This window comes from Agromyces sp. S2-1-8 (genome assembly GCF_021129215.1).
Taxonomy (GTDB): Bacteria; Actinomycetota; Actinomycetes; order Actinomycetales; family Microbacteriaceae; genus Agromyces; species Agromyces chromiiresistens.
The window spans coordinates 541,283-566,441 of the sequence record NZ_JAJOLP010000001.1 but is presented as its reverse complement, the minus strand read 5'-3'; the positions used below and the strand labels follow the sequence as shown (position 1 = coordinate 566,441).

Here is a 25,159-nt window from a genome sequence, read left to right as displayed (position 1 = left end):
TTCGTGCGCCGAACAACGGAGTTTTCGAAGCGATGAAGGCCCTCTACAAAGCCGCCCCGGGCGCCGGTTTCGAGTTCGTCGAGCGGCCCGAGCCCGAGCCCGGTCCCGCCGACGTGAAGATCCGGGTGCTGCGCACCGGAATCTGCGGCACCGACCTGCACATCGAGAAGTGGGACGACTGGGCCGCGTCCGAGATCCGCACTCCGCTGATCCCCGGTCACGAGTTCTACGGCGAGGTCGTCGAGGTCGGCGAGCTCGTGCACGACGTCGCCGTCGGCGACCGCGTGTCGGGCGAGGGGCACGTCGTCTGCGGGATGTGCCGCAACTGCCGTGCCGGCCGCCGTCAGATGTGCATCCGCACGCAGGGCGTGGGCCTCCACCGCGACGGCGCGTTCGCCGAGTACGTGGTGATCCCGGGCGAGAACGTGTGGGTGCACCACTCGCCCGTCGACCCCGAGGTCGGCGCGATCTTCGACCCGTTCGGCAATGCCGTGCACACCGCCCTCGCCTTCTCGGTCGTCGGCGAAGACGTGCTCGTCACGGGTTGCGGCCCGATCGGCCTCATGTCGATCGCGGTCGCCCGCCACGTCGGCGCGCGGTTCATCGTCGCCTCGGATGTCTCGCCGTCGCGGCTCTCGCTGGCGATGGAGATGGGCGCCGACGCGGTCGTGGACGTCTCGAAGGAGCGCGTGCGCGAGGTGCAGTCGCGGCTCGGCATGCGCGAGGGCTTCGACGTCGGCTTCGAGATGAGCGGGTCGCCGAAGGCGCTGCCCGAGATGATCGAGAACATGAACCACGGCGGCCGCATCGCGATGCTCGGCCTGCCCTCCGAGCCCTATGCGATCGACTGGGGCAAGGTCGTGACCCACATGCTGACCCTCAAGGGCATCTACGGCCGTGAGATGTTCGAGACCTGGAACTCGATGTCGGCGATGCTGCAGACCTCGAGCGAGCTGCGCTCGCGCGTGGCGTCGATCATCAGCGACCGCTTCGCCGCACGCGACTGGCGGCAGGCGTTCGACGTGGCCGCCTCTGGCGGCGTCGGCAAGGTCATCCTCGACTGGACGGAGGTCTGAGATGTACGGAGACGTGAAGGCGCAGCTGCGCGCGGAACTCGACGAGATCGAGGCCGCGGGCCTCACCAAGCGCGAACGCGGCATCCGGGGCCCGCAGTCCTCCGAGATCGAGGTCGCCGGCCGCGAGGTGCTCAACTTCTGCGCCAACAACTACCTCGGCCTCGCCGACGACCCCCGCATCGTCGCCGCCGCGCACCGCGGCCTCGACGAGTGGGGCTACGGCATGGCGAGCGTGCGGTTCATCTGCGGCACGCAGGAGCAGCACCTCGAGCTCGAGCGGCGGGTGTCCGAGTTCCTCGGCTACGACGACACGATCCTCTTCTCGTCGTGCTTCGACGCGAACGGCGGGGTCTTCGAGACCCTGTTCGGTCCCGACGACGCGATCATCTCCGACGAGCTCAACCACGCGTCGATCATCGACGGCATCCGGCTCTCGAAGGCGCAGCGGTTCCGGTACAAGAACCGCGACCTCGCCGACCTCGAGGCCCGCCTGGTCGAGGCATCCGGTGCCCGCCGCACGGTGATCGTGACCGACGGCGTCTTCTCGATGGACGGCTACATCGCACCGCTGCGGGAGATCTGCGACCTCGCCGACCGGTACGGCGCGCTCGTCTTCGTCGACGACTCGCACGCCGTCGGCTTCGTCGGCGCAGGCGGTCGCGGCACGCCCGAGTACTGCGGCGTCGAGGGCCGGGTCGACATCACGACCGGCACCTTCGGCAAGGCGCTCGGCGGCGCGTCGGGCGGCTACGTCGCGGCCCGCCAGGAGATCGTCGACCTGCTGCGCCAGCGCGCCCGCCCGTACCTGTTCTCGAACACGCTCGCGCCCGCGATCGTCGCCGGCACGCTCGAGGCGCTGTCGCTGCTCGCCTCCTCGGGCGAGCTGCGCACGCGGCTGAACGCGAACGCGGCCCTCTTCCGCGAGCTCATGGATGCCGCGGGGTTCGAGCTGCTGCCGGGCGAGCACCCGATCGTGCCCGTCATGTTCGGCGACGCCGCGCTCACCGCGCGCATCGCCGACGCGCTGCAGGAGCGCGGCGTGTTCGTCACGGCCTTCTCGTACCCGGTCGTGCCGAAGGGCGCGGCGCGCATCCGCGTGCAGCTCTCGGCGGCGCACTCCGACGACGAGATCCGCCGCTGCGTGGCCGCGTTCGCCGAGGCGCGCGACGCCGTCGCGGCGGGCTGAGGCCGGCGCCGCCGGTGTCGCGTATCTGCAAGACCGGCGCGATCGGCCCGGCGTAGCCTGAATCCCGAACCATGAGCGGAGATCGCCGTTCGGCGACGAAGCGAGGGGAGACGATGATGGCTGGGCACTTCGATGCGGTCTCGAGCATCACGATCGACGCGCCGCGCGAGCGCGTCTGGGCGGTGGTGACCGACCCGGCCGCGGCGCGTGAGTTCATGTTCGGCACCGAGCTCGTGACCGATTGGTCGGTGGGCGGCCCGATCCGCTGGCGCGGAGTCTGGGAGGGGAAGCCCTACGAGGACCACGGCGTCGTGCTCGAGTTCGCACCGCCCGAGCGCCTCGTGCACACCCACTTCAGCCCGCTGAGCGGCGAGGCCGATGCGCCCGAGCACCACCACACCCTGACCTGGGCCCTGCGAGATGCCGGCGGGGCGACCGAGCTGACGCTCACCCAGGACAACAATCCGACGGCCGAGGCCGCGCAGCACTCGAAGGCGATGTGGGACACGCTCGTCGCGAAGGTGAAGGAACTCTCGGAGCAGGCCTGACGCCGCCGTCGCGACGCGGTGCGGCGGCGGGCCCGGACGTCTTCGAATCGATTCGGCCTAGAATCGGGCGCATGCAGCCCGAACCCGCAGCCCCGGCCGCCTCCCGGCCGACGCTCGCCGACGTCGCCGCGAAGGCCGGCGTCTCCGCGTCGACGGCCTCGCTCGCATTCAGCGGGTCCGGCCCCGTCTCGGACGCGACGAAGCAGCGCGTGCTCGACGCGGCCGCCGCGCTCGGCTACGGCGGGCCCGACCCGCGCGCCCGCTCGCTGCGGCAGGGGCGGTCGGGCATCGTCGGCGTCGTGCTCGAGGAGCGGGTGCGAGCGGCGTTCCTCGACCCGGTGAAGATCCAGATGCTCGACGGCATCACCGAGGGCATCGCCCCGCTCGGCGCCGGCCTGCTGCTGCTCACCGACACCGGCGAACCCGGCGAGAACGCCGTCAACATCGAGAGCGCCCCCGTCGATGCGGTCGTGCTCATCGGGTGCAGCCCGCGACTGGCGGTGTCGATCGAGGCGCTCCGGCGCCGAGGCATCCCCGCCGTCGCCATCGAGGGCGACACCGGCGAGGGCCTGCCCGAGATCTCGATCGACAACCACCAGGCCACCCGGCGGGGCGCCGACTACCTGCGCAAGCTCGGGCACACGCGCGTCGCACTCGTGACGCTGCCCTTCGACGCGGCGCGAACGCGCGGGCCGCTCACCCCCGAGCTCGAGCAGTCGGGCACCGCGGCGACCGCACGCGACCGGCTCGCGGGGGCCCGCGAGATCTTCCCCGACATCACCGGCCAGGTCGCCGGGGCGAGCTCGATCGAAGAGGGCCTCGAGGCCGCCCGCGCGCTGCTCGCCGACCCCGCGACGCGTCCGACTGCGATCATCGCGCAGAGCGACCTGCTCGCGGCCGGCGTGATCCGCGCCGCCGAGGAGCTCGGCATCGCCGTGCCGGCCGAGCTCAGCGTCATCGGGTTCGACGGCATCCGCGTCGACGGGCTGCAGCACGACCTGACGACGCTCTCGCAGCCGTCGGTCGCGAAGGGGCGGGCCGCCGGCGAGGCGGTCGTGAGCCTGCTCGCGGGCGAGTCGCCCGAGTCGGTCTGCTTCACGAGCACCCTGCACGTCGGCGACACGACCGCCCCGCCGCCCGCCCGCTGAGGGCAGAGCGAGGGCCGGTCGTAGGCTGACCGCATGAGCCTCGACCTCGCAGCGATCTACCGCGACCTGCACGCCAACCCCGAACTCTCGTTCCAGGAGCACCGCACCGCCGCCATCGTCGCGGAGACCCTGACCGGGCTCGGTTTCGACGTCGTGACGGGGCTCGGCACCACCGGCGTCGCGGGCGTGCTCGCGAACGGCGCCGGCCCGACGGTGCTGCTGCGCGCCGACATGGACGCGCTGCCCGTGCTCGAGGACACCGGACTGCCATACGCCAGCACCGCACGCGGGACGGACGCCGACGGCAACGACGTGCCGGTGATGCACGCATGCGGCCACGACGTGCACGTGACGTGCCTGCTCGGTGCGGCCGAACGGATGGCCGCCGAGCGCTCCCGGTGGTCGGGCGCGCTCGTCGTCGTCTTCCAGCCCGCCGAAGAGCTCGGCGGCGGTGCCGAGTCGATGGTCGCCGACGGCCTCTTCGACCGCGTGCCCCGGCCCGACATCGTGCTGGGCCAGCACGTCGCCCCGCTGCCCGCGGGATTCGCGGGCGTGCACGCCGGCGTCGCGATGGCGGCGGCCGACGAGCTGACGGTGCGCGTGCACGGCGTCGGCGGCCACGGCTCGCGCCCCGAGGCGACGATCGACCCGGTGCTGCTCGCCGCGGCGATCACCGTGCGGCTGCAGGGGGTCGTCGCCCGCGAGATCGCCGCGACCGATGCCGCCGTCGTCACCGTCGGGCAGTTGCACGCCGGCACGAAGCACAACATCATCCCGTCCGAGGCGATGCTCGGCATCAACGTGCGCAGCTTCGACGAGTCGGTGCGCACGAAGGTGCTCACCGCGATCGAGCGCATCGCGACGGGCGAAGCGGCCGCCTCGGGCGCCCCTCGTGACCCCCACTTCGACTACGGCGCGCGGTTCCCGGCCACCGTCAACGACGCGGATGCCTCGGAGCGCACCGCCGCGGCGCTGCGCCGTGCGCTCGGCGAGGGGCGGGTGTTCGACCCGGGCGTCGTCTCGGGCAGCGAGGACGTCGGCGTCTTCGCGACCGCCGCGGGCGTGCCGCTCGTCTACTGGTTCCTCGGCGGATTCGACCCGTCGCTGTTCGACCCGGCCGCGCTCGCCGCGGGGCGACTGCCCGAGAACCTGCCCTCGAACCACTCGCCGAAGTTCGCGCCGGTCATCGACCCGACCCTCGAGAGCGGCGTCGCGGCCCTCGTCGCCGCCGCGCGCGAGTGGCTCGGTGCGTCGGTCGGGTAGACCCGCGGTCGTCTCGATGCGCCTGAGGTGAGTCGTCGCGCCTGAAGCGAGTTGCAACCTCGTTCTCGCGCGAGAACCTCCTTCAGCGGGGCAGCGGGCGTGACCGGCCCGGTCGAGGTCAGGCGGGCGCGCCCGTGACCATCCACCGCTCGCCGCGCGCCCGGAGCCCGAGGGTCACCGCGCGCGCCGCCAGGTAGCCGATGGCGAACGCCGCCATGAGCCAGGCGGGCCCCGCGGCACCCGGCGGGGCCACCGACGCGACGCCGAGGGCGAGCGGCACGAACACGGCGAGGTTCACGAGGCCCGTCCAGGCGAGGTAGCGGGCGTCGCCGGCGCCGATGAGCACGCCGTCGAGCACGAAGACGAGGCCGCCGAGCGGTGCCGACAGGCCGAGCACGACGAGCGCCGGCGGCAGCAGGGCGGCCACCTCGGCCGAGCTCGTGAACAGCCCGGGCAGCACCCAGGCGAGCGCGATGAGCAGCGCCCCGATGGCCGCACCCGACCCGATGCCCCACTCGATGCAGCGTCGCAGCACGCGCCGGACGGCCGTGACGTCGCCGGCGCCGAGCCCTCGCCCGACGAGGGCCTGTGCGGCGATCGCGAGCGCGTCGAGCGCGAAACCGAGCGTGAAGTAGATCGTCATCGCGACCTGGAACGCGGCGAGCTCGTTCGACCCGAGCGAGGTCGCCGCCCAGGTGGCGAGCAGCAGCGCGACGCGCAGGCTCGCGGTGCGCACGAACAGCCAGCCGCCCGACTTCGCCCCGCGCAGCACCCCGGCGTGGTGGGGCCACGGGCTCGCCCCCGCCCGGCGCGCGTGCGTCGCGACGACGACGAGGTAGACGACGACCATGCCCCACTGCGCGATCACCGTGCCGACGGCCGAGCCCGCGATGCCCCACCCCGCGACGTAGATGAACACGTAGTTGAGCGCGATGTTGACGGCGAAGCCGATGCCCGCGACCCAGAGCGGGGTCTTCGTGTCCTGCAGGCCGCGCAGGAGTCCGGTCGCCGCGAACACGATCAGCATCGCCGGCAGGCCGCCCATCGAGATCGACAGGTACGTGGATGCCTCGGCCGTGACTTCGCTCGTCGCCCCGAACAGCCCCACGAGCCACGGTGCCGCGAACCACCCGCCGACGGCGAGCACGATGCCGATGCCGAGGGCGAGCCAGAGCCCGTCGATGCCCGACGCGACCGCGCCGCGCAGGTCGCCGGCGCCGAGCCTGCGGGCGACCGCGGGCGTCGTGGCGTAGGCGAGGAACACCATCAGCCCGATGATCGTCTGCAGCACCGCGCTCGCGAGCCCGAGCCCGGCGAGGGGCTCCGCACCGAGGTGGCCGACCATCGCCGTGTCGGCCAGCAGGAACAGCGGTTCGGCGATGAGCGCGCCGAGCGCGGGAATCGCGAGGCGGAGGATGTCGCGGTCGACGGCGCGCCCCGCCGACCGTGCGGCCGCGGAGCTCGCGGCGGGGTCGGTCGGGTCGGTCGACGAGCCCGTGGTGCCGGCGGTGCCCGGTTCGGAGGCGTCGGAGCGATTCATGTGCCCTCGAGCCTACGTCGGGCCGGTGACACGACCGGATGCCGGCCGGGGCGCTCCGGCATCCGGTCGTCTTCGGGAACCGGCGCGGCGCTCGGGCTGCGCGCCGGCCCGGCTCACGCGGCGGTGCGCACGCTCCGCTCCTCGCCCCGCTCGATGCGGTCGACCGCGGCGACGCCGCCGCCGACGAAGGCCGTGACGGCGTCGAGCGTGCGGTCGGCCCCGAGCAGCCTGACGTGACCGGATCCGCTGGACAGCAGCATCCTCGACCGGTCGCCGTGCGCTGCGTGCAGCAGCTCGCTCTGCGCGGCGTCGATCTCGCGGTCTTCACGGTCGTGCAGCAGCAGCAGCTCGACCGACGCCGGCAGCGGTGCGGCGAGCGTGTCGAAACGACGCCACGGGTCGGACGCGTCGGGGAAGACCCGCCGGGTGTAGCGCTCGCGCTGGATCGCGGCGGCCTGCTCGCTGAGACCGACGCCGTGCGCGAAGGCGTCGAACAGGTAGCGGCCCGACGACATCGGCGCGAGCCCGACGACACCGCGCGTCGAGACGCCGTCGCGCACCGCGGTCATCGTCGTGAGCGCGCCGAGCGAGTGGCCGATGATCGCCTCGAAGCGGCCGTACTCGAGGTGCAGCCGGTTGATCGCCTCCACCCACGAACGGATGTCGGTGCGCCGGCCCGCCGCGTCGCCGTGCGCCGGTGCGTCGAATGCGACGAGGTGGAAGCCCGCGGCGCGCAGCTCGCGGATGATCGGCGCGAACTGCGAGGCGCGGCCGCGCCAGCCGTGCACCAGCAGAACGGTGCGGGGGCCCGTGCCCCATTCGTAGAGCACGCCGTCGCCGTGCGGCAGCGGCAGCGGGTGCCGCTCGGCGGCGAGGTGCACGGGCTGCTCGCTCGGATGCACGACGCGCGACGGGCGCGTGCGCTCGAACATGGGGCCGGCGATGCCCGCGGCGAGTGCGGGCGAGACGCGGTCGGCGGTGCGCACCGCGCTGAGCGCGGCGTTCGTCATCTGGACGGAGGTCGACAGAGCCATGGATGATCCTTCCGGGAGTGGCTCGCGTAGGGGCGCGCATCGCACACTCTCCTCGCGCGTCGCCGCCGCCGACATGGACCCATGTCGCCATTCGCCGCGGCGGCGGCACCCAGAACGGGGGTCGGGGCCTCGCGACGCCTCGCTCAGTCGGCCGCGCCGTCGAGGTACCGGATCACCGCGAGCACCCGGCGGTGATCGTCGGCCGTGACGGGCAGCCCGAGCGCGTCGTAGATGCCCGAGGTGTGCTGCACGATCGCCTTCTCGGTGAGCACGAGCCGTTGCCCGATCCAGGCGTTGCTCCGACCTTCCGCCATGTAGGCGAGCACCTCGCGCTGGCGGCGCGTGAGTCGCCGCACGTCGCCGCCGCCGCGCCCGGCGCGCGAGATGAGCACCGCGACCACCTCGGGGTCGAGCGCCGTGCCGCCCTCGGCGACGCGGCGGAGGTCGTCGCGGAACGCGCCGACATCGGCGATCCGCTGCTTCAGCAGGTACCCGATCCTGGATGCCTCGCCCCCGAGCAGCTCGAGCGCGTAGCGCCGCTGCACGTACTGCGAGAGCACGACGATCGCGATGTCGGGGCGCTCGCTCCGGATGCGGAGGGCCGCTCGCAGGCCCTCGTCGCTGTGCGACGGCGGCATCCGGATGTCGGTGATCACGAGATCGGGCCCGTGCGCGTCGACGGCGCCGAGCAGCTCGTCGGCATCGCCCGCCGCGGCGACGACCTCGAACCCGCCCTCCTCGAGCAGCAGTCGCAGCCCCTGCCGCAGCAGGGTCTCGTCTTCGGCGATCACGACCCGCACGGCAGCTCCGCCCTGAGGCTCGTGCCACCGCCGGGGACGTTCCGCAGCGACATCCTGCCCCCGACCGCATCGATGCGGTCGGCGAGCCCCGCGAGCCCGCGGCCGCGATGCACGCCCGTCCCGCCGACGCCGTCGTCGGCGATCTCGACGGCGAGCACGTCGCCCTCGCGGGTCAGGCTGACCGACGCGGATGCCGCGCGCGCATGCTTGACCGTGTTGGCGAGCCCCTCGGCGACGACGAAGTACGCGACGTTCAGGACGGTCGGCGACAGCGGCGCGTCGAGTCCCTCGGCGCGCAACGTCGTCGGAATCGGCATCCGGTCGACGAGGTCCTCCGCGGCGAGCACCAGTCCGCGCTCGACGAGCGCCGACGGCATCACCTCGTGCACGAGCCGGCGCAGCTCGTCGGCCGCCTCCTCGATGCCCTGACGCAGGTGCAGCGCACGATCGCGGACGGCCTCGACCTGCGCGTCGTCGTGGATGCGCCCCGCCTCGAGTGCGAGCAGCACGAGCTGCACCTGGAGCCCGTCGTGCAGGTCCTTCGCGATGCGGGCGCGCTCCCGGTCGGCCGCCTCGACGAGGCGCACGCGCGAGTGCCGCAGCGCCGTCTGGCTCGCTCGCAGCTCGGTCGTGAGCCGTTCGCGCGCGATCGCGATCGCGGCGACCCGGCCGACGGCCTGCACGCGCTGCTGGTCGCCCACGAGCCTGGCGTCGTACACGATCGCGCCGACCGGGGCGCCGTCGGACTCGATGACGGCGAAGCCGCGACCGGGATCGTCGGGCGGGTCGACGCCGATGCCCTGCTCGTCGACGAATCCCTCGCGCACCGGCAGCCAGTAGACGAGCTCGACGCTCGGATCGCCGAGCGCGCGCGCGATGGCGGACCGCAGCGGCTCGCGTCCGGACTCGGTGCCGAGCCACGCCGCGAGCTCCTCGAGCTCGGCCGTGCGCTCGAAGCCGCCGACGAGCACCCCGACCGTGAAGGCGACGGCGACGCCGGCGATGAGCGCGAGCTGGACGGCGACGACGGCGGGCACCGGCAGGGCGACGTCGAGGCTCGCGCTCGCCGGGATGAGCACGACCGACGCCATGCCGTAGCCGTAGAGCGGCACCAGCACGCGCCGGCGGCCGGGCGACGTCGCGCGCAGCCGCATGCCGAGCACGACCGCCGTCGCGACGACGACGACGAGCCCGGCCCACCGCTGCACCTCGCCGCCGATCGTCGCGAGCTCCGAGTTCGCCGGGATCGCGGGGGCGAACAGGCCCATGCCCCACACGTAGACCGGGGTCTGCAGCACGAGCGCGACGAAGTAGCCCGCGAGCGCGATCGCGCGGGAGGTCCGGTCGGGCAGTCGGCCGGACGGGAAGGCGAGCAGCAGGTGCACGATGACGGCGACGATGACGGTCGCGAAGACGCTGCCGACCACGATGCCGAACTGGATGCCGGTGTTGAGCAGGCCTCCGGCGAGCAGCGAGATGCCGCCGACCCAGATGAGCAGACCGGTGCGACTGCTCGGCCGTCGGCGCCACGCGATCGTTCCCGCGACGAACCAGACGAGCGCGACGGCGGGGAACAGGGCGATCACCCAGAACTCGGGCGGGATGGGGAGGAGCAGCGCGAACTCGAGCGCGGCGAACAGCACGCCGAGCACCATCATGAGGGTGAGCGCGGCGCCCAGCGATCGTGCGAGCGGGGGCGCCGACCAGTCCGATGCCATGCCCCTCCGCCCCGCGCCGACCCGGCGCCCAGCCCCATCTTGGCCGAGGCCGTCGGCGAACGGAATGGACCTGGATCGCGTCATCCCCGTCAGGAGGGTCGGGCGAGCGGGGGCGAGCCGACGGCTCAGGCGTCGACGATCTCCTTGCCGAGGGGCGCGAGCGAGACGGGCACGAGCTTGAAGTTCGCGATGCCGAGCGGGATTCCGATGATCGTGATGCAGAGCAGCAGGCCCGTGACGATGTGCTCGAGCGCGAGCCACCAGCCGGCGAGGATGACCCAGATCACGTTGCCGATGAACGACCACGCGCCCGAGGTCGGCTTCTGCACGACCGTGCGGCCGAACGGCCACAGGGCGTACATCGCGATGCGGAACGACGCGATGCCCCACGGGATCGTCACGATCAGGATGCACATCACGACGCCCGCGAGCACGTACGACAGGAACAGCCAGATGCCCGAGAGCACGAGCCAGATGATGTTCAGCAGCGTCTTCATGTCGATCCTCAGCCTATGCGCCGGAAGCCGAGCATAGGCTGTTGCGCATGACCGACGTCGCGCTGCCCTCCGGAATCACGCTTGACGAGCTCGACCCGGGCGTGCGCCCGCAGGACGACCTGTTCCGGCACGTCAACGGCAGGTGGATCGAACGCACCGACATCCCCGCCGACAAGGCGCGCTACGGCTCCTTCTACGTGCTGCACGAGGAGGCCGAGGAGGCCGTGCGCGAGATCATCGAGGAGTCGCAGCAGGCCGAGCCCGGCACCGAGGCCCGCAAGGTGGGCGACCTCTACGCGAGCTTCATGAACGAGGACCGGGCCGAGCTGCTCGGGGTCACGCCGATCGCCGGCCAGCTGCTCGAGGTGTCGCTCGTGAACTCGATCGGCAGTTTCGTCGAGACCCTCGGCCGGCTCGAGCGGCAGGGCGTGTCGGGCTTCGCGCAGCTCTACGTCGACAACGATCCGGGCGACCCCGAGCGCTATCTCGTCTTCGTCGAGCAGGGCGGCATCGGCCTGCCCGACGAGAGCTACTTCCGCGAAGACCGCTTCGAGCCGATCCGCGCGGCCTACCGCGAGCACCTCGAGCGGATGCTGCGGCTCGCGCAGTTCGACGCTGCCGCCGAGCGGGCGGCCCGCGTGTTCGAGCTCGAGACCGAGATCGCGAGGGTGCACTGGAACAACGTCGACTCGCGCGACAGCGAGAAGACCTACAACCTGAAGAGCTGGGCGGATGCCTCGGCGCTGGCGTTCCCCGGCGCCGAGCCCGCGGGTTCGGGGCTGTCGGTCTGGCGCGACGCGATGGGCGTTCCGTCGGGCGCCTTCGACGAGCTCGTCGTGCGGCAGCCGTCGTTCGTGCAGGGCCTCGGCCGGCTGCTGACCGAGGACCGGCTGCCCGCCTGGCGCGACTGGCTGGCCTGGCAGGTCGTGCGCTCGAGCGCGGCCTACCTCTCGAGCGACCTCGTCGAGGCCAACTTCGACTTCTACGGCCGCACGCTCACCGGCACGCCGCAGATGCGCGAGCGGTGGAAGCGCGGGGTCTCGCTCGTCGAGGGCGCCATGGGCGAGGCGGTCGGCCGCATCTACGTCGAACGGCACTTCCCGCCCGCGGCGAAGGAGGCGATGGACGAGCTCGTCGCGAACCTCGTCGCGGCCTACCGCGAGTCGATCGAGGGCCTCGACTGGATGGGGAAGGCCACCAAGAAGAAGGCGCTCGACAAGCTCGCGAAGTTCACGCCGAAGATCGGCTACCCCGTGAAGTGGCGCGACTACTCGACCCTCGAGATCACCGACGACCTCGTCGGGAACGTGCGCGCGACGGCCGAGTTCGAGTTCAAGCGCGAGCTCGGCAAGGTCGGCGGGCCGATCGACCGCGACGAATGGTTCATGACCCCGCAGACGATCAACGCGTACTACAACCCCGGCTTCAACGAGATCGTGTTCCCTGCGGCGATCCTGCAGTTCCCGTTCTTCGACGCCGGCCGCGACGCCGCGGCGAACTACGGCGCGATCGGCGCGGTGATCGGACACGAGATCGGGCACGGCTTCGACGACCAGGGGTCGAAGTACGACGGCGACGGGCGCCTCACCGACTGGTGGACGGCCGACGACCGCGCCGCCTTCGAGGAGCGCACGAAGGCGCTCATCGAGCAGTACGACGCGCTCGTTCCCGCCCAGCTCGCCGACGGCGCGCCCGGGTCCGAGGGTGCCGCGGGCGAGGCATCCACCCAGGGCGGGGCCGAGGCGAACGGGGCGCCGCACGTGAACGGCGCGCTCACGATCGGCGAGAACATCGGCGACCTCGGCGGGCTCGCGATCGCGTGGAAGGCGTACGTGCTCTCGCAGGGCGGCGACGTCGACGGGGCTCCCGAGATCGACGGGTACTCGGCGGTGCAGCGGTTCTTCCTGTCGTGGGCGCAGGCCTGGCAGATGAAGGGCCGCGACGAGGAGGTGGTGCGCCTGCTCGCGATCGATCCCCACTCGCCGAACGAGTTCCGGTGCAACCAGATCGTCCGCAACATCGATGAGTTCTACACTGGCTTCGGAGTGACTGAAGAGGACGCCCTCTGGCTCGACCCTGCCGAGCGGGTGACCATCTGGTAGTCGCAGATCCGAAGTCCGAGTATCCGAACATCTCGAGCGCGCCGCGGCCTGCGGTGGGGGAGCGCCGACCGTCCGAGGAAGAGCGTGCAAGCACCGTGGTGACGTCGTCGCAGGGATCCGAGCGACGCGCACGTCATGCCGATCTGCGCACGGGCAAGCACCGCACCGAGGAGCCGGGCGAGAACTTCGCCCGCGGGTTCGCCGCGCTCGGCGAGCTCGCGCTCGCCGGGGTGCAGGTCTCGGCCCGCGCGACCGACCTCGCGACCGGCAAGGTGCTGTTCTCGGTCGACGACCACGTCGTGATGCCGACCGCCTCGATCGGCAAGGTGCTGCTGCTCGTCGAGATCGCCTCGCGCCTCGTCGGGGCGAGCACCGAGACGTTCACCGTGCTCGACCGCGCTCCCCGCGACGCGGCCGGCGACTCGGGCATCTGGCAGCACCTGCAGTCGCCGTCGCTGCCGATCGCCGACCTCGCCGCACTCGTCGGCGCGACGAGCGACAACCTCGCGACGAACGTGCTCATCCGCCACATCGGCCTCGAGGCGGTGCGCGCGCGCACCGAGACGCTCGGCCTCACGCGAACCGCGCTGCTCGACCTCGTGCGCGACCACCGCGGGCCCGACGACGCCCCGCAGCTCTCGATCGGCTCGGCGAAGGAGCTCACCTGGCTCTTCGCCTCGCTCGCCCGCGGCGAGATCGTCTCGCCCGAGGTGTCGCAGCGCGTCGTCGGCTGGCTCTCGCTCAACGCCGATCTCTCGATGGTCGCCTCGGCGTTCGGGCTCGACCCGCTCTCGCATCGCACGCCCGACCACGGCGTGCTGCTCATGAACAAGACCGGCACCGACGGGGGAGTGCGCAGCGAGGTCGGCGTCCTGCGGGGGCCGCGCGCGAGCGTCGCCTACGCCGTCTCGATGTACTACGCCGACACGATGCTCTCGTCGCGCCTCGCGGTGCTCGACGGCATGCGCCAGGTCGGCATGGACCTGCTCGAGTTCGTGCACTGAGGTGCTCGCCCGAATGCTGATCCGCACGTACCGCGTGGACGACCGCGCGGCCGTCGACCGGCTTCTCGCCGAGGCGTTCTCGGGGCCTCAGCCCGACGGTTCGCCGGCGGCGTCGCCGCCGGCGAGGTCGTGCTCAACACGGCGCTCGTCACCTCGGTGGAGTTCCTGCCGCACCTCGCCCTCGTCGCCGAGATCGACGGGGCGGTCGCCGGCTACTGCATCACGACGAGGGGGTGGGCCGGCGACGGGCCCGCGCTCGGGCTCGGCCCCATCGGGGTCGATCCCTCAGTGCAGCGGCGCGGCATCGGCTCGGCGCTCGTGCGCGAGACGTTGCGGCTCGCCGCGGAGCACGGCGAACGAGTCGTGGCGCTGCTCGGCGACCCGGCGTACTAGGGCCGGCTCGGCTTCGTGCCGAGCGTCGACCTCGGCATCACGCCGCCCGAGCCGGCCTGGGGCGCGTACTTCCAGGCGATCCGGCTCGGCGCGACCGAGGCGGACGCCCCGGTCGGCGCGTTCCGCTACGCGGCCCCGCTCGACGAGCTCTGACCCGCTCCCGGCTGCTCCGCGGGTTGGTCGGCGGCGTCGGCCGTGGCGTCGGCGAGCTGCCGGATGCCGGTGACCACCGCGTCGACCGTCTCGGTCGCGCCGAGCACCCGGAAGTGACCGGCGACCGGCACCTGCACGTTGGTCGCCCCGTCGAGCGCGCTTCCCTTCGGCACGTGCGGGTCGAACGGCCCGAACACCGAGACGATCCGCGAGTTCACCGAGATGCCGTCGGCGAGCTCGACGATGATCGGCGCATCGGGATCGAACTCGCGCAGGGCCCGGTCGAACATGAATCGCGAGTAGATCGAACCGCCGAACGGCGTCGCGATCGCGACCATGCCGAGCAGGCCGAGCGACGGCGCGTCGTCGTCGAGCAGCATGCGCTTCGCGACGAGCCCGCCCTTCGAGTGGGCGACGAGCACCTGGCCGGCCGCCGGGATCGACACCCGGGCGAGCGCGCGCGAGACGCGGGCGGCGGTCTCGGGGATGTCGAGCAGGTTCGCCCCGAGGCCGTGCACGACGCGCACGCGGTGGCCGCGGGCGTTGAGCGCGTCGCCGAGGAGTCGCAGGAACGACCAGTGCTCGTACACGCCAGGCAGCAGCACGATCGTCGGGAGCGCGGTGTCGCCGCGCGACCATTTCGCGGGCGGCTTCCAGGCACCGAGCACGGCGAGCTGGCGCCATCCCGCGTAGAGGTAGTCGAGCGCCCACCAGCGGATGATCTTCGCCAGGGGCGGCCGCCGGCGGGCGGGCACGACGACGGCGCCGTCAGCGGGCCCGACGACCCGGCCGACCGCCTCGCCCCTCGCGTGGGCGGCGATCAGGTTCGCGACCCTCGCTCCCGCCGTGATCATCGTCTCGTGGCCACGGCCCGGCACCTCGGCGTACCGGCCGTCGCCGACGAGCGATGCGACCCGCTCGGCCCACTCGCGCGGCACGAGGCGATCGCGTTCGCCCCGGATCACGAGGGTGCGGGCCGCGACGTTCGGCAGCGTGAGCTCCACGCGGTGCTCGATGACCGGCGGCAGGCTCTCGAGGTACCAGGAGACCCCCGCCTTCGCGTACGAGACGACGCCGAGCCCGAGCACCTTCGGGTGGGTGAGCGAGAGGTCCTGCAGGAGCCGCAGGGCCTGCTTGCCGGCCGAGCGTTCGCGAGGGTTCACCGTCGGCGCGATGAGCACGATGCGCTCGAACAGCTCGGGATGCCACGCCGCCGCCTCGGCGACGGCCTGGGCCCCCGCGCTGTGGCCGACGAGCACCGGGTCGGCGATGCCCTCCGCCCGCACGAGATCGGCGAGGAGGTCGCCGGCCCCGCGCATCGTGAGCGGCTCGTCGGGCTGGGGGGCGTCGCCGAAGCCCGGGAGGTCGAGTGCGTAGACCGTGCCGCTGCGCCCGAGCTCCGCCGCGACATCCGACCAGTACTCGTGGGCCATGCCGATGCCGTGCACGAGCACGTAGCCCGGGCCGTCGTCGCGACCGCTGCGCGTGATGCGCGTGACGCGGCCTCCGCTGCGGAATACGCGAGTCGACGCCATGCCCCGCAGTCTATGGGGACGGGCGGGGTCCGGACACGGCGCCCCGGCGCTCACTCGGCGGCCGGGACCGTGCTCAGTCGATCAGGCCGGTCGCAGCGAGCCGGGCGAGCACCTCGCGCCCGGCGGGCGGGCAGCGGTCGGCGTCGGCCGTGGTCACCCAGTGCAGGCTGCCGACCTCGGCGGAGGGCGCCGGCGAGGCATCCGTGTCGGTCTGGAAGACCCGCATGCGCACGAGCCGGCCGTCGGGCTCGCCGTGCGCCTGGGTGACGACCTCGAACAACTCGTCGAGGGAGGCGGGGTCGAGCTCGAGCGCGACCTCTTCGAACGCCTCGCGCGCGGCCGCTTCGGCGGCCGTCTCGCCCGCATCGATCTTGCCGCCGGGCATGTAGTAGACCTCGCGATCACGGGCGGTGACCATGAGCACCCGACGGTCGCGCACGAGCGCGATCGCGGAGACGAGGAGGTCGGGCAGCTGGGGCATCCGTTCAAGCCTAGAGTGCCGTCGCCCGTAGGATGGTGGCACCGCCGGGCTGTCCGCCCGAGATCTCCACCCCCGACCATTGGAGCCACCGTGGCCGCACCCAGCCGTCTCGAATCCGTCATCGCCCTCGCCCAGCACCGGGGGTTCGTCTTCCAGGCCGGCGAGATCTACGGCGGTTCGCGTTCGGCGTGGGACTACGGCCCCCTCGGCGTCGAGCTGAAGGAGAACATCAAGCGGCAGTGGTGGCGCTACATGGTCACCCGCCGCGACGACGTCGTCGGCCTCGACTCGAGCGTCATCCTGCCGAAGCAGGTCTGGGTGGCCTCGGGCCACGTGGGCGTCTTCACCGACCCGCTCGTCGAGTGCCTGCACTGCCACAAGCGCTTCCGCGAGGACCACTTGCTCGAGGCGTATGAGGAGAAGAAGGGCCGCGCCCCCGAGAACGGCATGGGCGACATCGCCTGCCCGAACTGCGGCACCCGCGGCGAGTGGACCCCGCCCCGCGACTTCAACATGATGCTGCAGACCTACCTCGGCCCGGTGCAAGACGAGTCGGGCCTGCACTACCTGCGCCCCGAGACCGCGCAGGGCATCTTCACGAACTTCGCCAACGTGCTGCAGGCGGCGCGCATGAAGCCGCCGTTCGGCATCGGGCAGATCGGCAAGTCGTTCCGCAACGAGATCACGCCCGGCAACTTCATCTTCCGCACGCGCGAGTTCGAGCAGATGGAGCTCGAGTTCTTCGTCGAGCCCGGCACCGACGACGAGTGGTTCCAGTACTGGCTCGACTACCGCTGGAACTGGTACGTCGACCTCGGCGTCGACCCCGAGAACCTGCGCCTCTTCGAGCACCCGAAGGAGAAGCTCAGCCACTACTCGAAGCGCACCGTCGACATCGAGTACCGCTTCGGCTTCACCGGCGGCGAGTGGGGCGAGCTCGAGGGCGTCGCGAACCGCACCGACTTCGACCTCTCGACGCACTCCGAGCACTCGGGCAAGGAGCTCAGCTACTTCGACCAGTCGAAGAACGAGCGCTGGATCCCCTACGTGATCGAGCCCGCAGCGGGCCTCACCCGCTCGCTCATGGCGTTCCTCGTCGACGCGTACCACGTCGAGGAGGTGCCGAACGCGAAGGGCGGCACCGACACCCGCACCGTGCTGAAGCTCGACCCGCGCCTCGCGCCCGTCAAGGCCGCCGTGCTGCCGCTCAGCCGCAACGAGAAGCTCTCGCCGCTCGCGCGCGAGGTCGCCGCGTCGCTGCGCCAGTACTGGAACGTCGACTTCGACGATGCCGGCGCGATCGGCCGCCGCTACCGCCGCCAGGACGAGATCGGCACCCCGTTCTGCATCACGGTCGACTTCGACTCGCTCGACGACGACGCCGTGACGGTGCGAGACCGCGACACGATGGAGCAGCAGCGCGTGCCGCTCGCCGAGCTCGAGGGCTTCCTCGCGGCGCGGCTCATCGGGGCGTAGGGCGTTCGTGCCCGCCTCGGCCGAGCCCGTCGGCGGCACGACCGCGACCGCGGCGACCGGCGCGGCCGCGGCGACCGGCGCAGCGTTCCCGTTCGACATCGCGTCGATCGAGGGTGCCCCGCTGCGGACCGACCGCATGACGCTGCGCCCGATCTCGCCCGATGACAGCGACGACGTCTGGGAGTACCAGCGCCTGCCCGAGGTGCTGCGCTACATCCCGTGGCCGCCGCGCAGCCGCGAGGACGCGCACGTGCACACGCTGAAGCGCGCCGGCATGCGGGTGCTCGCCGCCGACGGCGACGCGACCCACTTCGCGATGGTGCTGCATGGCGAGCCGTCCGTCGGCGTGCCGGTCGCGGGCGGCGCCGGCGCCGAGGCATCCGCCCCTCGCGACCGCGTGGTGGGCGACGTGATGCTGCGGGTCGGCAGCATCGAGAGCGCGCAGGTCGAGATCGGCTGGGTGCTGCATCCTGCGTTCCAGGGTCGCGGGCTCGCGCGCGAGGCCGCCGCCGAGGTGCTGCGCTTCACCTTCGAGGTCATCGGTGCGCACCGCGTGTTCGCCCACCTCGATGCGCGCAACACCGCCTCGGCCGCGCTGTGCCGCCGGCTCGGCATGCGCCTCGAGGGCACGATGCTCGAGGAGATCCTCGAGGACGACGGCTGGCAGGACAGCGAGCTCTACGCGATCCTGCGGCGTGAATGGATGCCTCGGGGCTGAACCCGCGCCGTCGCCCGGTGCTATGGAGGAACTTCTGCGCGACGCGCCGGACCTGACGGCGTGCGATCGGCGTGTCGGGCGGATCCTCCTCCAGAGCGGACGACGCGGGACGGGACGATGCCCCTCAGCCCGCGTAGGGCGCGGTGCTCGACCGGATCACGAGCTGCGCCGCCACCTCGGTCGACGCCGGCGGCGCGGTCGGGTCGTCGATGCGTCGCAGCAGGTGCTCGACCGCGAGCGCGGCGATGTCGCCGAACGGCTGGGCGACGGTCGTGAGCGCGGGGCTGCAGTACGCGGCGAGGGCGATGTCGTCGACGCCGACGACCGAGAGGTCTTCGGGCACCCGGCGGCCGAGCTCGTGCAGGGCGCGGATCGCGCCGAACGCCATCTCGTCGCTCGCGACGAAGACGGCCGTCGCCTCGGGGATGCGGCCGAGCAGGAGCCCGGCCTGGTAGCCCGACTCGGGCGACCAGTCGCCGTGGAGGAGCGGCGGCACCTCGCGGCCCGCGGCCTCGAGCGCCGCACGCCAGCCGGCGGCCCGGCCGGTCGAGTCGAGCCACTCGTCGGGTCCGGCGACGTGCCAGACGGTGGGGTGCCCGAGCGACAGCAGGTGCTCGGTCGCGAGCCGGCCCACCTCGAACTGGTCGATCGCGACGACCTCGCTCGACATCGTGCGCGAGCCGTCGATCGTGACGGTCGGGATGCGGCGGGCGATCGTCTCGACCTCGTCGGTGCCGGTCGCCACCGGCACGACGAGCACGATGCCCTCGACCGACTGCCGGTCGAGGCGGGTCATCGCGGCGGCGATCGCCGCAGGGTCGGGCGAGCTCGCCGTCGAGATGTTGACCGCGTAGCCCGCGCGGCGGGCGGCGGACTCGACGCCATGGGTGACGGCGGCGCCAGAGTAGTCGACCGTCGGCAGCACGACGACGCCGATCGTGCGCGTGCGGCCCGACGAGAGCGAGCGCGCGGCGTTGTTCATGCGATAGCCGAGCTCGTCGACCGAGGCGAGCACGCGGTCGCGGGTTGCGGGCTGCACGTTGGGGTGGCCGCTCAGCACGCGCGACACCGTCTGCGCCGAGACGCCGGCGTGGGCGGCGACGTCGGCCATGCTCGGCGTGCGCGCGCGTCCGTTCGCGTCGAGTCGCCGCGTCGTGCTCATCTGATGCCCCTTCGCCATGCCAGCCCCCATGCTAGCGAAAACATGCTATCTCGAAGACTGGGTCGATTGTCCCGTTCTTTCGTCAAGAATCCGTGCTTGTTATCGATAACAAGATGTGGCACCATCAGAGCACGCCCCGCGGAACCCGCACCCGAGACCGCGCGGGGCCCGGTTCGTTGCACGACGCATTCCGAGCTCATTCAAAGGAGAGGCAGCAGTGAAGAAGACAGTCATGCGCACGGTGGGCATCACCGGCGCGATCGGCATCGGCCTGGCGCTCGCCGGCTGTGCCGGGGCGGCGCAGCCCGAGCAGTCCGGTCCGGCCGAGGTCACGTTCTGGGGCTGGGCCCCGGGCTACGCCGACGCCGTCGAGGCGTTCAACGCCTCGCAGGACGACGTGGTCGTCACCTACGAGGAGGTCGCCCCCGGCGCCAAGGGCGGCTACGACAAGATGCTCAACGCCGTGACGGCCGGCAACGCGCCGTGCCTCGCGCAGGTCGGCTACGAGACGCTCACGAGCTTCGCCGCGCAGGGCGCGCTCGAAGACGTGTCCGAGTTCGCGAACGAGAGCGAGGGCGAGTTCTCGCCCGCGACGTGGTCGGCCGTCTCGATCGGCGACGCCGTGTACGGCGCGCCCGTCGACCAGGGCCCGATGGCGCTCTTCTACAACAAGGAGGTCTTCGACTCGCTCGGCATCGCCGTGCCGACCACGTGGGCCGAGTACCAGGCCGCCGGCGAGAAGCTCAAGGCCGCGGGCAAGTCGCTCTCGGCGAGCTACCTGAACTACGACTACGCCGGCTTCGACTGGCAGGCCGAGGCGCCGTGGTTCTCGGTCGACGGCGACAGCTGGAACGTCTCGATCGACTCGCCGGAGGGCCAGAAGGTCGCCGACTACTGGCAGGGCCTCACCGACGCCGGCCTCATCAGCCAGGCCCCCATGTGGGACCAGTCCTGGTATACGGGCCTCGGCGACGGTTCGATCGCGACGCACGTCGGCGCGGTCTGGATCGCCGGCATCCTGAAGGGCAGCGCCCCCGACGGCGCCGGCAAGTGGGCCGTCGCCCCGATGCCGCAGTGGGAGGCCGGCGACGACAAGGTCGGCAACGTCGGCGGCTCGGCCACGGCCGTGCTGAAGGGCTGCGACAACCCCGAGGCGGCGTGGACGTTCGCGCATGCCATGAGCACCGATCCCGACATCTACACGGGCCTCATCGAGGCCGCCGCGCTCTACCCGGCGGCGACCGAACTGCTCGACCTGCCGGTGCTCACCGAGCCCGACCCGTACTTCGGCGACCAGGTCATCTTCGACGTCTTCGCCGAGGCCTCGCCGCTCGTCACGACCGGATGGACCTGGGGGCCGAACATGCCCGAGACCGTCGGCTTCCTCGACGACGGCCTGGGCAAGGCCTGGTCGAAGCAGGGCACCTTCGCCGACGCGCTGAAGGGCACCCAGCAGCAGACCGTCGACGCCCTCGAGGCGCAGGGCCTCTCCGTCTCGGAGTAGCCCGCGAGACCCGGGCCGGGGCGGCGAGGATCCGCCCCGGCCCGCACCACCACCGCGCATCACCACCGCGCGCCACCACGAGAACCACGCAGGACGACATGCTCACCTCATCGACCCGGGCGGTCACGACCGCCGGCACCGCGCGCCGCGGGCGCACGGGCGGCCCCGGGCTCTCCGGGCCCGATGCCCCCGCCCCCGGCGGTCGGGCCCCGCGCCGCGCCGCCGGCCGTTGGCGCATCCCGCTGCTCTTCCTGCTGCCCTTCGGCGTGCTGTTCGCCGCGATGTACCTCGTGCCGATCGCCTTCGCGTTCGTGCAGAGCCTGTTCACCCTGCAGCGCTCGGGCCTCGGGCTCGAGGCGCCCACGCTCGAGTTCACGCCGTTCGCGAACTACGCCCGCCTGCTCGGCGATGCCGACTTCATCGCGTCGCTCGGCAGTGTCGCCCTGTTCGGACTCGTGCAGGTGCCCGTCATGCTCGGCCTCGCGCTCGTGCTGGCCCTCCTGCTCGACTCGCGCTCGGCCCGCGGCAAGGGCTTCTTCCGGCTCGCGGCCTTCCTGCCCTATGCCGTGCCCGGCGTCATCGCCGCCGTCATGTGGTCGTTCCTCTACTCGCCCGTGACGAGCCCGATCAACACCCTGCTCGAGCGGGTCGTCGGTACCGGCATCCCCTTCTTCGCACCCGAGGTGGTGCTGTGGGCGGTCGCCAACATCGTCACCTGGGGCTGGACCGGCTACAACATGCTCATCATCTACTCGTCGCTGCAGACGATCCCCGCCGAGACGATCGAGGCGGCACGCCTCGACGGCGCCGGCGCCTTCCGCATCGCGTGGAGCATCAAGATCCCCATGGTGCGCCCGGCCCTCGTGCTGACCGCCGTCTTCTCGATCATCGGCTCCGCCCAGCTCTACAACGAGCCCAAGGTGCTGCAGACCATCTCGGGCGGAGCGATCAGCAACACGTTCACGCCCCTCATGGCGGCGCAGGCGCAGGTCACCGCCCAGAACTACCCCTACGCGGCCGCGCAGTCGGTCGTGCTCGCGCTCCTCGTCGGCGTGCTCTCGTTCACCTTCTTCAAGCTCATGAATCGAGGCGAGCGATGAGCGCCCCCGCCCTCGTGTCGGCCGAGCGACCGCCGCGTTCCGACCGACCGGATGCCGACCGCCCGGGCCGCTCGCGGCGAGAGGCGAACCTCGCGAGCCGCCTCGGCGTCTTCGCCCTGCTGGGGCTCTCGGCCCTCTACTTCATCGTGCCGATCTGGTGGCTCGTCGTCGCATCGACGAAGCCCGTCGGCAAGCAGTTCTCCGAGCCGGGCCTGTGGTTCGACGGCTTCGGGCTGTTCGACAACGTCGCGCTCGTCTTCGCCGGGAGCGACGGCATCTTCGGCAGGTGGATGCTCAACAGCGTCTTCTACGCGGGGACGTCGGCGCTCGTCGGAACGCTGCTCTCGGCGATGGCGGGATACGCGCTCGCGAAGTACGAGTTCCGCGGCCGCGGCGTCGTGTTCGGCGTCATCCTCGCCGCCGTGCTCATCCCCAAGGTCATGTTCACGCTGCCGCTCTTCCTGCTGTTCAACCAGGTGGGGCTGCTCAACAACCCGCTCGCCGTGCTGCTGCCGAGCGTCGTGAGCCCGTTCGGGGTCTACCTCGCCCGCGTGTTCGCGGCGCAGTCGGTGCCCGACGAGCTCATCGAGGCCGGCCGGATCGACGGGGCGGGCGAGTTCCGCATCTTCTTCTCGATCGGCATGCGCATCATGTCGCCGGCGCTCGTCACGATCTTCCTCTTCCAGTTCGTCGAGGTCTGGAACAACTTCCTGCTGCCGCTCATGGTGCTGAACGACAGCTCGCTGCAGCCCGTGACCGTCGGCCTCGTCGGCTGGGCGGGCAGCAACGGGCAGGTGCCGGCCGGCACGGTCGTGGTGGCCGCGCTGCTCTCGGTGGTGCCGCTCATCATCGCCTTCCTCAGCCTGCAGCGCTTCTGGCGCGCCGGGCTCACCGCGGGGGCCGTGAAGTGACCGACACGCAACAGCGCGCCGCGACCGCGCTGCTCACGTACGAGGCGGGCGCCTTCCTGCGCGGCGGCCGTCCGCACCGCGTCCTCTCGGGCTCGCTGCACTACTTCCGGGTGCACCCGGCGCAGTGGCGCGACCGCCTCGAGCGCATGGTCGCGCTCGGCCTCAACACCGTCGACACCTACGTCGCGTGGAACTTCCACGAGCGCCGCCGCGGCGAGGTCGACTTCTCGGGCTGGCGCGATCTCGAGCGCTTCCTCGAGCTGGCCGCCGAGGTCGGCCTCGACGCGATCGTGCGGCCCGGGCCGTACATCTGCGCCGAGTGGGACAACGGCGGGTTTCCCGCCTGGCTCTCGGGCACGCCGGGCCTGCGCCTGCGTTCGAGCGACCCAGCCTACCTCGACGCCGTCGACGCGTGGTTCGACGAGCTGCTGCCGCGGCTCGTGCCGCTGCAGGCGAGCCACGGCGGCCCGATCGTCGCCGTGCAGCTCGAGAACGAGTTCGGCAGCTACGGCGACGACGCCGACTACCTCGCGTGGCTGCACGAGCGTCTGGTCGCGGGCGGCGTCACCGAGCTCGTCTACACGGCCGACGGCCCGACCGAGCTCATGCAGGACGGCGGGAGCGTGCCGGGCGTGCTCGCGACCGCGACGTTCGGCTCGCGCGCCGCGCAGGCGGCGTCGATGCTGCGCGAGCGCCGCGCCGACGAGCCGTTCATGTGCGCCGAGCTCTGGAACGGCTGGTTCGACCACTGGGGCGACCCCCACCACGTGCGGACGCCCGAGGGCGCGGCCGGCGTCGTCGCCGACATCATCGCCGAGGGCGGTTCGCTGAGCCTCTACATGGCGCACGGCGGCACGAACTTCGGCCTCTGGTCGGGCGCGAACCACGACGGCGTGCGCCTGCAGCCGACGCAGACGAGCTACGACTCGCACGCCCCGATCGCCGAGAACGGCGCGCTGACCGAGAAGTTCTGTCGCATCCGCGACGTGCTGCAGGATGCCTCGGGGCTGACGCCGCCCGAGGCATCCCCGACCCCGCCCGTGCTGCCGGCGGCGACGCTGCCCGTGCGGCCGGGTCGCGAGCTGCTCGACGTGCTGCGCGCGGCCGGCGAGCCGGTGTGCGCGGCGAACCCGCCCACGTTCGAGGAGCTCGGCCTCGACGCGGGCCTCGTGCTCTACGAGGCCCGTCCGGTCGTGCCGTCGGGCGGGGCACTGCTCACGATCCGGGGGCTGCGCGACCGCGCCCTCGTGTTCGTCGACGGCGTGCGGGTCGCGGTGCTCGACGCCGAGCAGGCCGCATCGGGCGTGCGACTCGCGGGGGAGGGGCGGCCCGTCGTGCTCGAGCTCGTCGTCGAGAACCAGGGTCGCATCAACTACGGTCCGCTGCTCGGCGAGGGCAAGGGCATCCTCGGCGGCGTGCAGCTCGACCGACGGCTCGTGCAGCGCTGGGCGGCGCGACCGCTGCCGCTCGACGAGTGGGGCGCGCGCGAGCTGGCCGGGCTGACGACGGCGAACCTCGCCGTCGACGAGCCGGCCGATGCGTTCCTCGCGTTCCCCGGCTTCGGCAAGGGGTTCGTGTGGGTGAACGGATTCCTGCTGGGCCGCTACTGGGAGATCGGTCCCCAGCAGACCTACTACGTGCCCGCGCCGCTGCTGCGGGCGGGCGAGAACACGATCGCCGTGCTCGAGCTCGAGCGACTCGGCGACGCCGTCGAGCTGCGCGAGCGTGCCGAGCTCGGACCCGAGCAGGAGTACATCGAGACCTTCGACTGAACTGCGCCGTCGGCGCAGGTCGATGTGGACGCGTCGAC

23 protein-coding genes are annotated in these 25,159 nt (G+C 72.3%); 15 read left to right on the top strand and 8 right to left on the bottom strand.

Translation table 11 applies throughout. From position 1 onward, the window contains the following. Positions 1 to 32: 32 nt before the first annotated feature. The 5 genes from tdh (at position 33) to LR269_RS02510 (ending at position 5,221) form a co-directional block, all read left to right on the top strand. Entirely contained in the window at positions 33 to 1,076 is a 1,044-nt protein-coding gene (gene tdh / locus LR269_RS02530; protein ID WP_231429137.1) for an L-threonine 3-dehydrogenase, read from the top strand. 1 nt (position 1,077) lies between these two features. Next, positions 1,078 to 2,262, top strand: coding sequence for a glycine C-acetyltransferase (locus tag LR269_RS02525; protein WP_231429136.1), 1,185 nt, complete (start codon positions 1,078 to 1,080; stop codon positions 2,260 to 2,262). A gap of 116 nt (positions 2,263 to 2,378) precedes the next feature. Further along, positions 2,379 to 2,810 carry an SRPBCC domain-containing protein gene (locus LR269_RS02520; RefSeq protein WP_231429135.1) on the top strand — a complete coding sequence of 144 codons (432 nt, stop codon included), beginning with the start codon at positions 2,379 to 2,381 and terminating at the stop codon, positions 2,808 to 2,810. A 71-nt stretch (positions 2,811 to 2,881) separates the two neighbouring features. Continuing rightward, positions 2,882 to 3,958 (top strand): LacI family DNA-binding transcriptional regulator, encoded by a 1,077-nt coding sequence (locus LR269_RS02515; RefSeq protein ID WP_231429134.1) that lies wholly within the window; start codon positions 2,882 to 2,884, stop codon positions 3,956 to 3,958. Between the two features lie 33 nt (positions 3,959 to 3,991). After that, positions 3,992 to 5,221 (top strand): amidohydrolase, encoded by a 1,230-nt coding sequence (locus tag LR269_RS02510; RefSeq protein ID WP_231429133.1) that lies wholly within the window; start codon positions 3,992 to 3,994, stop codon positions 5,219 to 5,221. 118 nt (positions 5,222 to 5,339) lie between these two features. On the opposite strand, the gene LR269_RS02505 is transcribed toward LR269_RS02510, so the two are convergent. The 5 genes from LR269_RS02505 to LR269_RS02485 all read right to left on the bottom strand — a co-directional run bounded on the left by LR269_RS02505 (position 5,340) and on the right by LR269_RS02485 (position 10,810). Then, complete coding sequence (locus tag LR269_RS02505) at positions 5,340 to 6,761, bottom strand: MATE family efflux transporter (RefSeq protein ID WP_231429132.1); 1,422 nt, start codon at positions 6,759 to 6,761, stop codon at positions 5,340 to 5,342. A 113-nt stretch (positions 6,762 to 6,874) separates the two neighbouring features. Then, on the bottom strand, positions 6,875 to 7,795 hold the full coding sequence (locus LR269_RS02500; RefSeq protein WP_231429131.1) for an alpha/beta hydrolase: 921 nt from the start codon (positions 7,793 to 7,795) through the stop codon (positions 6,875 to 6,877). A 143-nt stretch (positions 7,796 to 7,938) separates the two neighbouring features. Then, a complete protein-coding gene (locus LR269_RS02495; RefSeq protein ID WP_231429130.1) occupies positions 7,939 to 8,595 on the bottom strand; it encodes a response regulator transcription factor in 657 nt (218 codons plus the stop codon). Next, on the bottom strand, positions 8,583 to 10,313 hold the full coding sequence (locus tag LR269_RS02490; protein WP_231429129.1) for a sensor histidine kinase: 1,731 nt from the start codon (positions 10,311 to 10,313) through the stop codon (positions 8,583 to 8,585). The genes LR269_RS02495 and LR269_RS02490 overlap by 13 nt, the downstream gene beginning before the upstream one ends. A 125-nt stretch (positions 10,314 to 10,438) precedes the next feature. Further along, a complete protein-coding gene (locus tag LR269_RS02485; protein ID WP_231429128.1) occupies positions 10,439 to 10,810 on the bottom strand; it encodes a YccF domain-containing protein in 372 nt (123 codons plus the stop codon). 47 nt (positions 10,811 to 10,857) lie between these two features. Here LR269_RS02485 and LR269_RS02480 point away from each other — a divergent pair, with 47 nt between their 5' ends. From LR269_RS02480 to LR269_RS02465, 4 genes are all read left to right on the top strand, one after another. Continuing rightward, positions 10,858 to 12,912, top strand: a complete 2,055-nt coding sequence (locus tag LR269_RS02480) for a M13 family metallopeptidase (protein ID WP_231429127.1) — start codon at positions 10,858 to 10,860, stop codon at positions 12,910 to 12,912. A gap of 95 nt (positions 12,913 to 13,007) precedes the next feature. Beyond that, entirely contained in the window at positions 13,008 to 13,916 is a 909-nt protein-coding gene (locus tag LR269_RS02475) for a serine hydrolase (protein ID WP_231429126.1), read from the top strand. Positions 13,917 to 14,045: 129 nt separating this feature from the next. Beyond that, complete coding sequence (locus LR269_RS02470) at positions 14,046 to 14,309, top strand: GNAT family N-acetyltransferase (protein ID WP_231429125.1); 264 nt, start codon at positions 14,046 to 14,048, stop codon at positions 14,307 to 14,309. Between the two features lie 15 nt (positions 14,310 to 14,324). Continuing rightward, positions 14,325 to 14,462, top strand: a complete 138-nt coding sequence (locus LR269_RS02465) for a hypothetical protein (protein ID WP_231429124.1) — start codon at positions 14,325 to 14,327, stop codon at positions 14,460 to 14,462. Here LR269_RS02465 and LR269_RS02460 read toward each other — a convergent pair. Both LR269_RS02460 and LR269_RS02455 read right to left on the bottom strand, forming a co-directional pair. Next, positions 14,435 to 15,997 (bottom strand): alpha/beta fold hydrolase, encoded by a 1,563-nt coding sequence (locus LR269_RS02460; RefSeq protein ID WP_231429123.1) that lies wholly within the window; start codon positions 15,995 to 15,997, stop codon positions 14,435 to 14,437. The two genes, LR269_RS02465 and LR269_RS02460, sit on opposite strands and share 28 nt — an antisense overlap. A 73-nt stretch (positions 15,998 to 16,070) precedes the next feature. Further along, positions 16,071 to 16,478 (bottom strand): NUDIX domain-containing protein, encoded by a 408-nt coding sequence (locus LR269_RS02455; protein ID WP_231429122.1) that lies wholly within the window; start codon positions 16,476 to 16,478, stop codon positions 16,071 to 16,073. Between the two features lie 90 nt (positions 16,479 to 16,568). Between LR269_RS02455 and LR269_RS02450 the strand changes: the two genes are divergently transcribed. Then, positions 16,569 to 17,954, top strand: coding sequence for a glycine--tRNA ligase (locus tag LR269_RS02450; RefSeq protein WP_231429121.1), 1,386 nt, complete (start codon positions 16,569 to 16,571; stop codon positions 17,952 to 17,954). Between the two features lie 7 nt (positions 17,955 to 17,961). Then, positions 17,962 to 18,672 carry a GNAT family N-acetyltransferase gene (locus tag LR269_RS02445; RefSeq protein ID WP_231429120.1) on the top strand — a complete coding sequence of 237 codons (711 nt, stop codon included), beginning with the start codon at positions 17,962 to 17,964 and terminating at the stop codon, positions 18,670 to 18,672. 124 nt (positions 18,673 to 18,796) lie between these two features. Here LR269_RS02445 and LR269_RS02440 read toward each other — a convergent pair whose 3' ends face one another. After that, positions 18,797 to 19,834 carry a LacI family DNA-binding transcriptional regulator gene (locus tag LR269_RS02440; protein ID WP_231429119.1) on the bottom strand — a complete coding sequence of 346 codons (1,038 nt, stop codon included), beginning with the start codon at positions 19,832 to 19,834 and terminating at the stop codon, positions 18,797 to 18,799. A gap of 217 nt (positions 19,835 to 20,051) precedes the next feature. Here LR269_RS02440 and LR269_RS02435 point away from each other — a divergent pair, with 217 nt between their 5' ends. From LR269_RS02435 to LR269_RS02420, 4 genes are all read left to right on the top strand, one after another. Beyond that, positions 20,052 to 21,338, top strand: coding sequence for a sugar ABC transporter substrate-binding protein (locus tag LR269_RS02435; RefSeq protein ID WP_231429118.1), 1,287 nt, complete (start codon positions 20,052 to 20,054; stop codon positions 21,336 to 21,338). A gap of 98 nt (positions 21,339 to 21,436) precedes the next feature. Further along, a complete protein-coding gene (locus LR269_RS02430) occupies positions 21,437 to 22,438 on the top strand; it encodes a carbohydrate ABC transporter permease (RefSeq protein WP_231429117.1) in 1,002 nt (333 codons plus the stop codon). Further along, positions 22,435 to 23,349 (top strand): carbohydrate ABC transporter permease, encoded by a 915-nt coding sequence (locus LR269_RS02425; protein ID WP_231429116.1) that lies wholly within the window; start codon positions 22,435 to 22,437, stop codon positions 23,347 to 23,349. The genes LR269_RS02430 and LR269_RS02425 overlap by 4 nt, the downstream gene beginning before the upstream one ends. Then, positions 23,346 to 25,121 (top strand): glycoside hydrolase family 35 protein, encoded by a 1,776-nt coding sequence (locus LR269_RS02420; RefSeq protein WP_231429115.1) that lies wholly within the window; start codon positions 23,346 to 23,348, stop codon positions 25,119 to 25,121. The genes LR269_RS02425 and LR269_RS02420 overlap by 4 nt, the downstream gene beginning before the upstream one ends. Positions 25,122 to 25,159 lie beyond the last annotated feature (38 nt).

Coding starts and splice junctions, on each gene's coding strand:
- tdh (WP_231429137.1), top strand. CDS start 33: ATGAAGGCCCTCTACAAAGCCGCCCCGGGCGCCGGTTTCGAGTTCGTC.
- LR269_RS02525 (WP_231429136.1), top strand. CDS start 1,078: ATGTACGGAGACGTGAAGGCGCAGCTGCGCGCGGAACTCGACGAGATC.
- LR269_RS02520 (WP_231429135.1), top strand. CDS start 2,379: ATGGCTGGGCACTTCGATGCGGTCTCGAGCATCACGATCGACGCGCCG.
- LR269_RS02515 (WP_231429134.1), top strand. CDS start 2,882: ATGCAGCCCGAACCCGCAGCCCCGGCCGCCTCCCGGCCGACGCTCGCC.
- LR269_RS02510 (WP_231429133.1), top strand. CDS start 3,992: ATGAGCCTCGACCTCGCAGCGATCTACCGCGACCTGCACGCCAACCCC.
- LR269_RS02505 (WP_231429132.1), bottom strand. CDS start 6,761: ATGAATCGCTCCGACGCCTCCGAACCGGGCACCGCCGGCACCACGGGC.
- LR269_RS02500 (WP_231429131.1), bottom strand. CDS start 7,795: ATGGCTCTGTCGACCTCCGTCCAGATGACGAACGCCGCGCTCAGCGCG.
- LR269_RS02490 (WP_231429129.1), bottom strand. CDS start 10,313: ATGGCATCGGACTGGTCGGCGCCCCCGCTCGCACGATCGCTGGGCGCC.
- LR269_RS02485 (WP_231429128.1), bottom strand. CDS start 10,810: ATGAAGACGCTGCTGAACATCATCTGGCTCGTGCTCTCGGGCATCTGG.
- LR269_RS02480 (WP_231429127.1), top strand. CDS start 10,858: ATGACCGACGTCGCGCTGCCCTCCGGAATCACGCTTGACGAGCTCGAC.
- LR269_RS02460 (WP_231429123.1), bottom strand. CDS start 15,997: ATGGCGTCGACTCGCGTATTCCGCAGCGGAGGCCGCGTCACGCGCATC.
- LR269_RS02455 (WP_231429122.1), bottom strand. CDS start 16,478: ATGCCCCAGCTGCCCGACCTCCTCGTCTCCGCGATCGCGCTCGTGCGC.
- LR269_RS02440 (WP_231429119.1), bottom strand. CDS start 19,834: ATGAGCACGACGCGGCGACTCGACGCGAACGGACGCGCGCGCACGCCG.
- LR269_RS02430 (WP_231429117.1), top strand. CDS start 21,437: ATGCTCACCTCATCGACCCGGGCGGTCACGACCGCCGGCACCGCGCGC.
- LR269_RS02425 (WP_231429116.1), top strand. CDS start 22,435: ATGAGCGCCCCCGCCCTCGTGTCGGCCGAGCGACCGCCGCGTTCCGAC.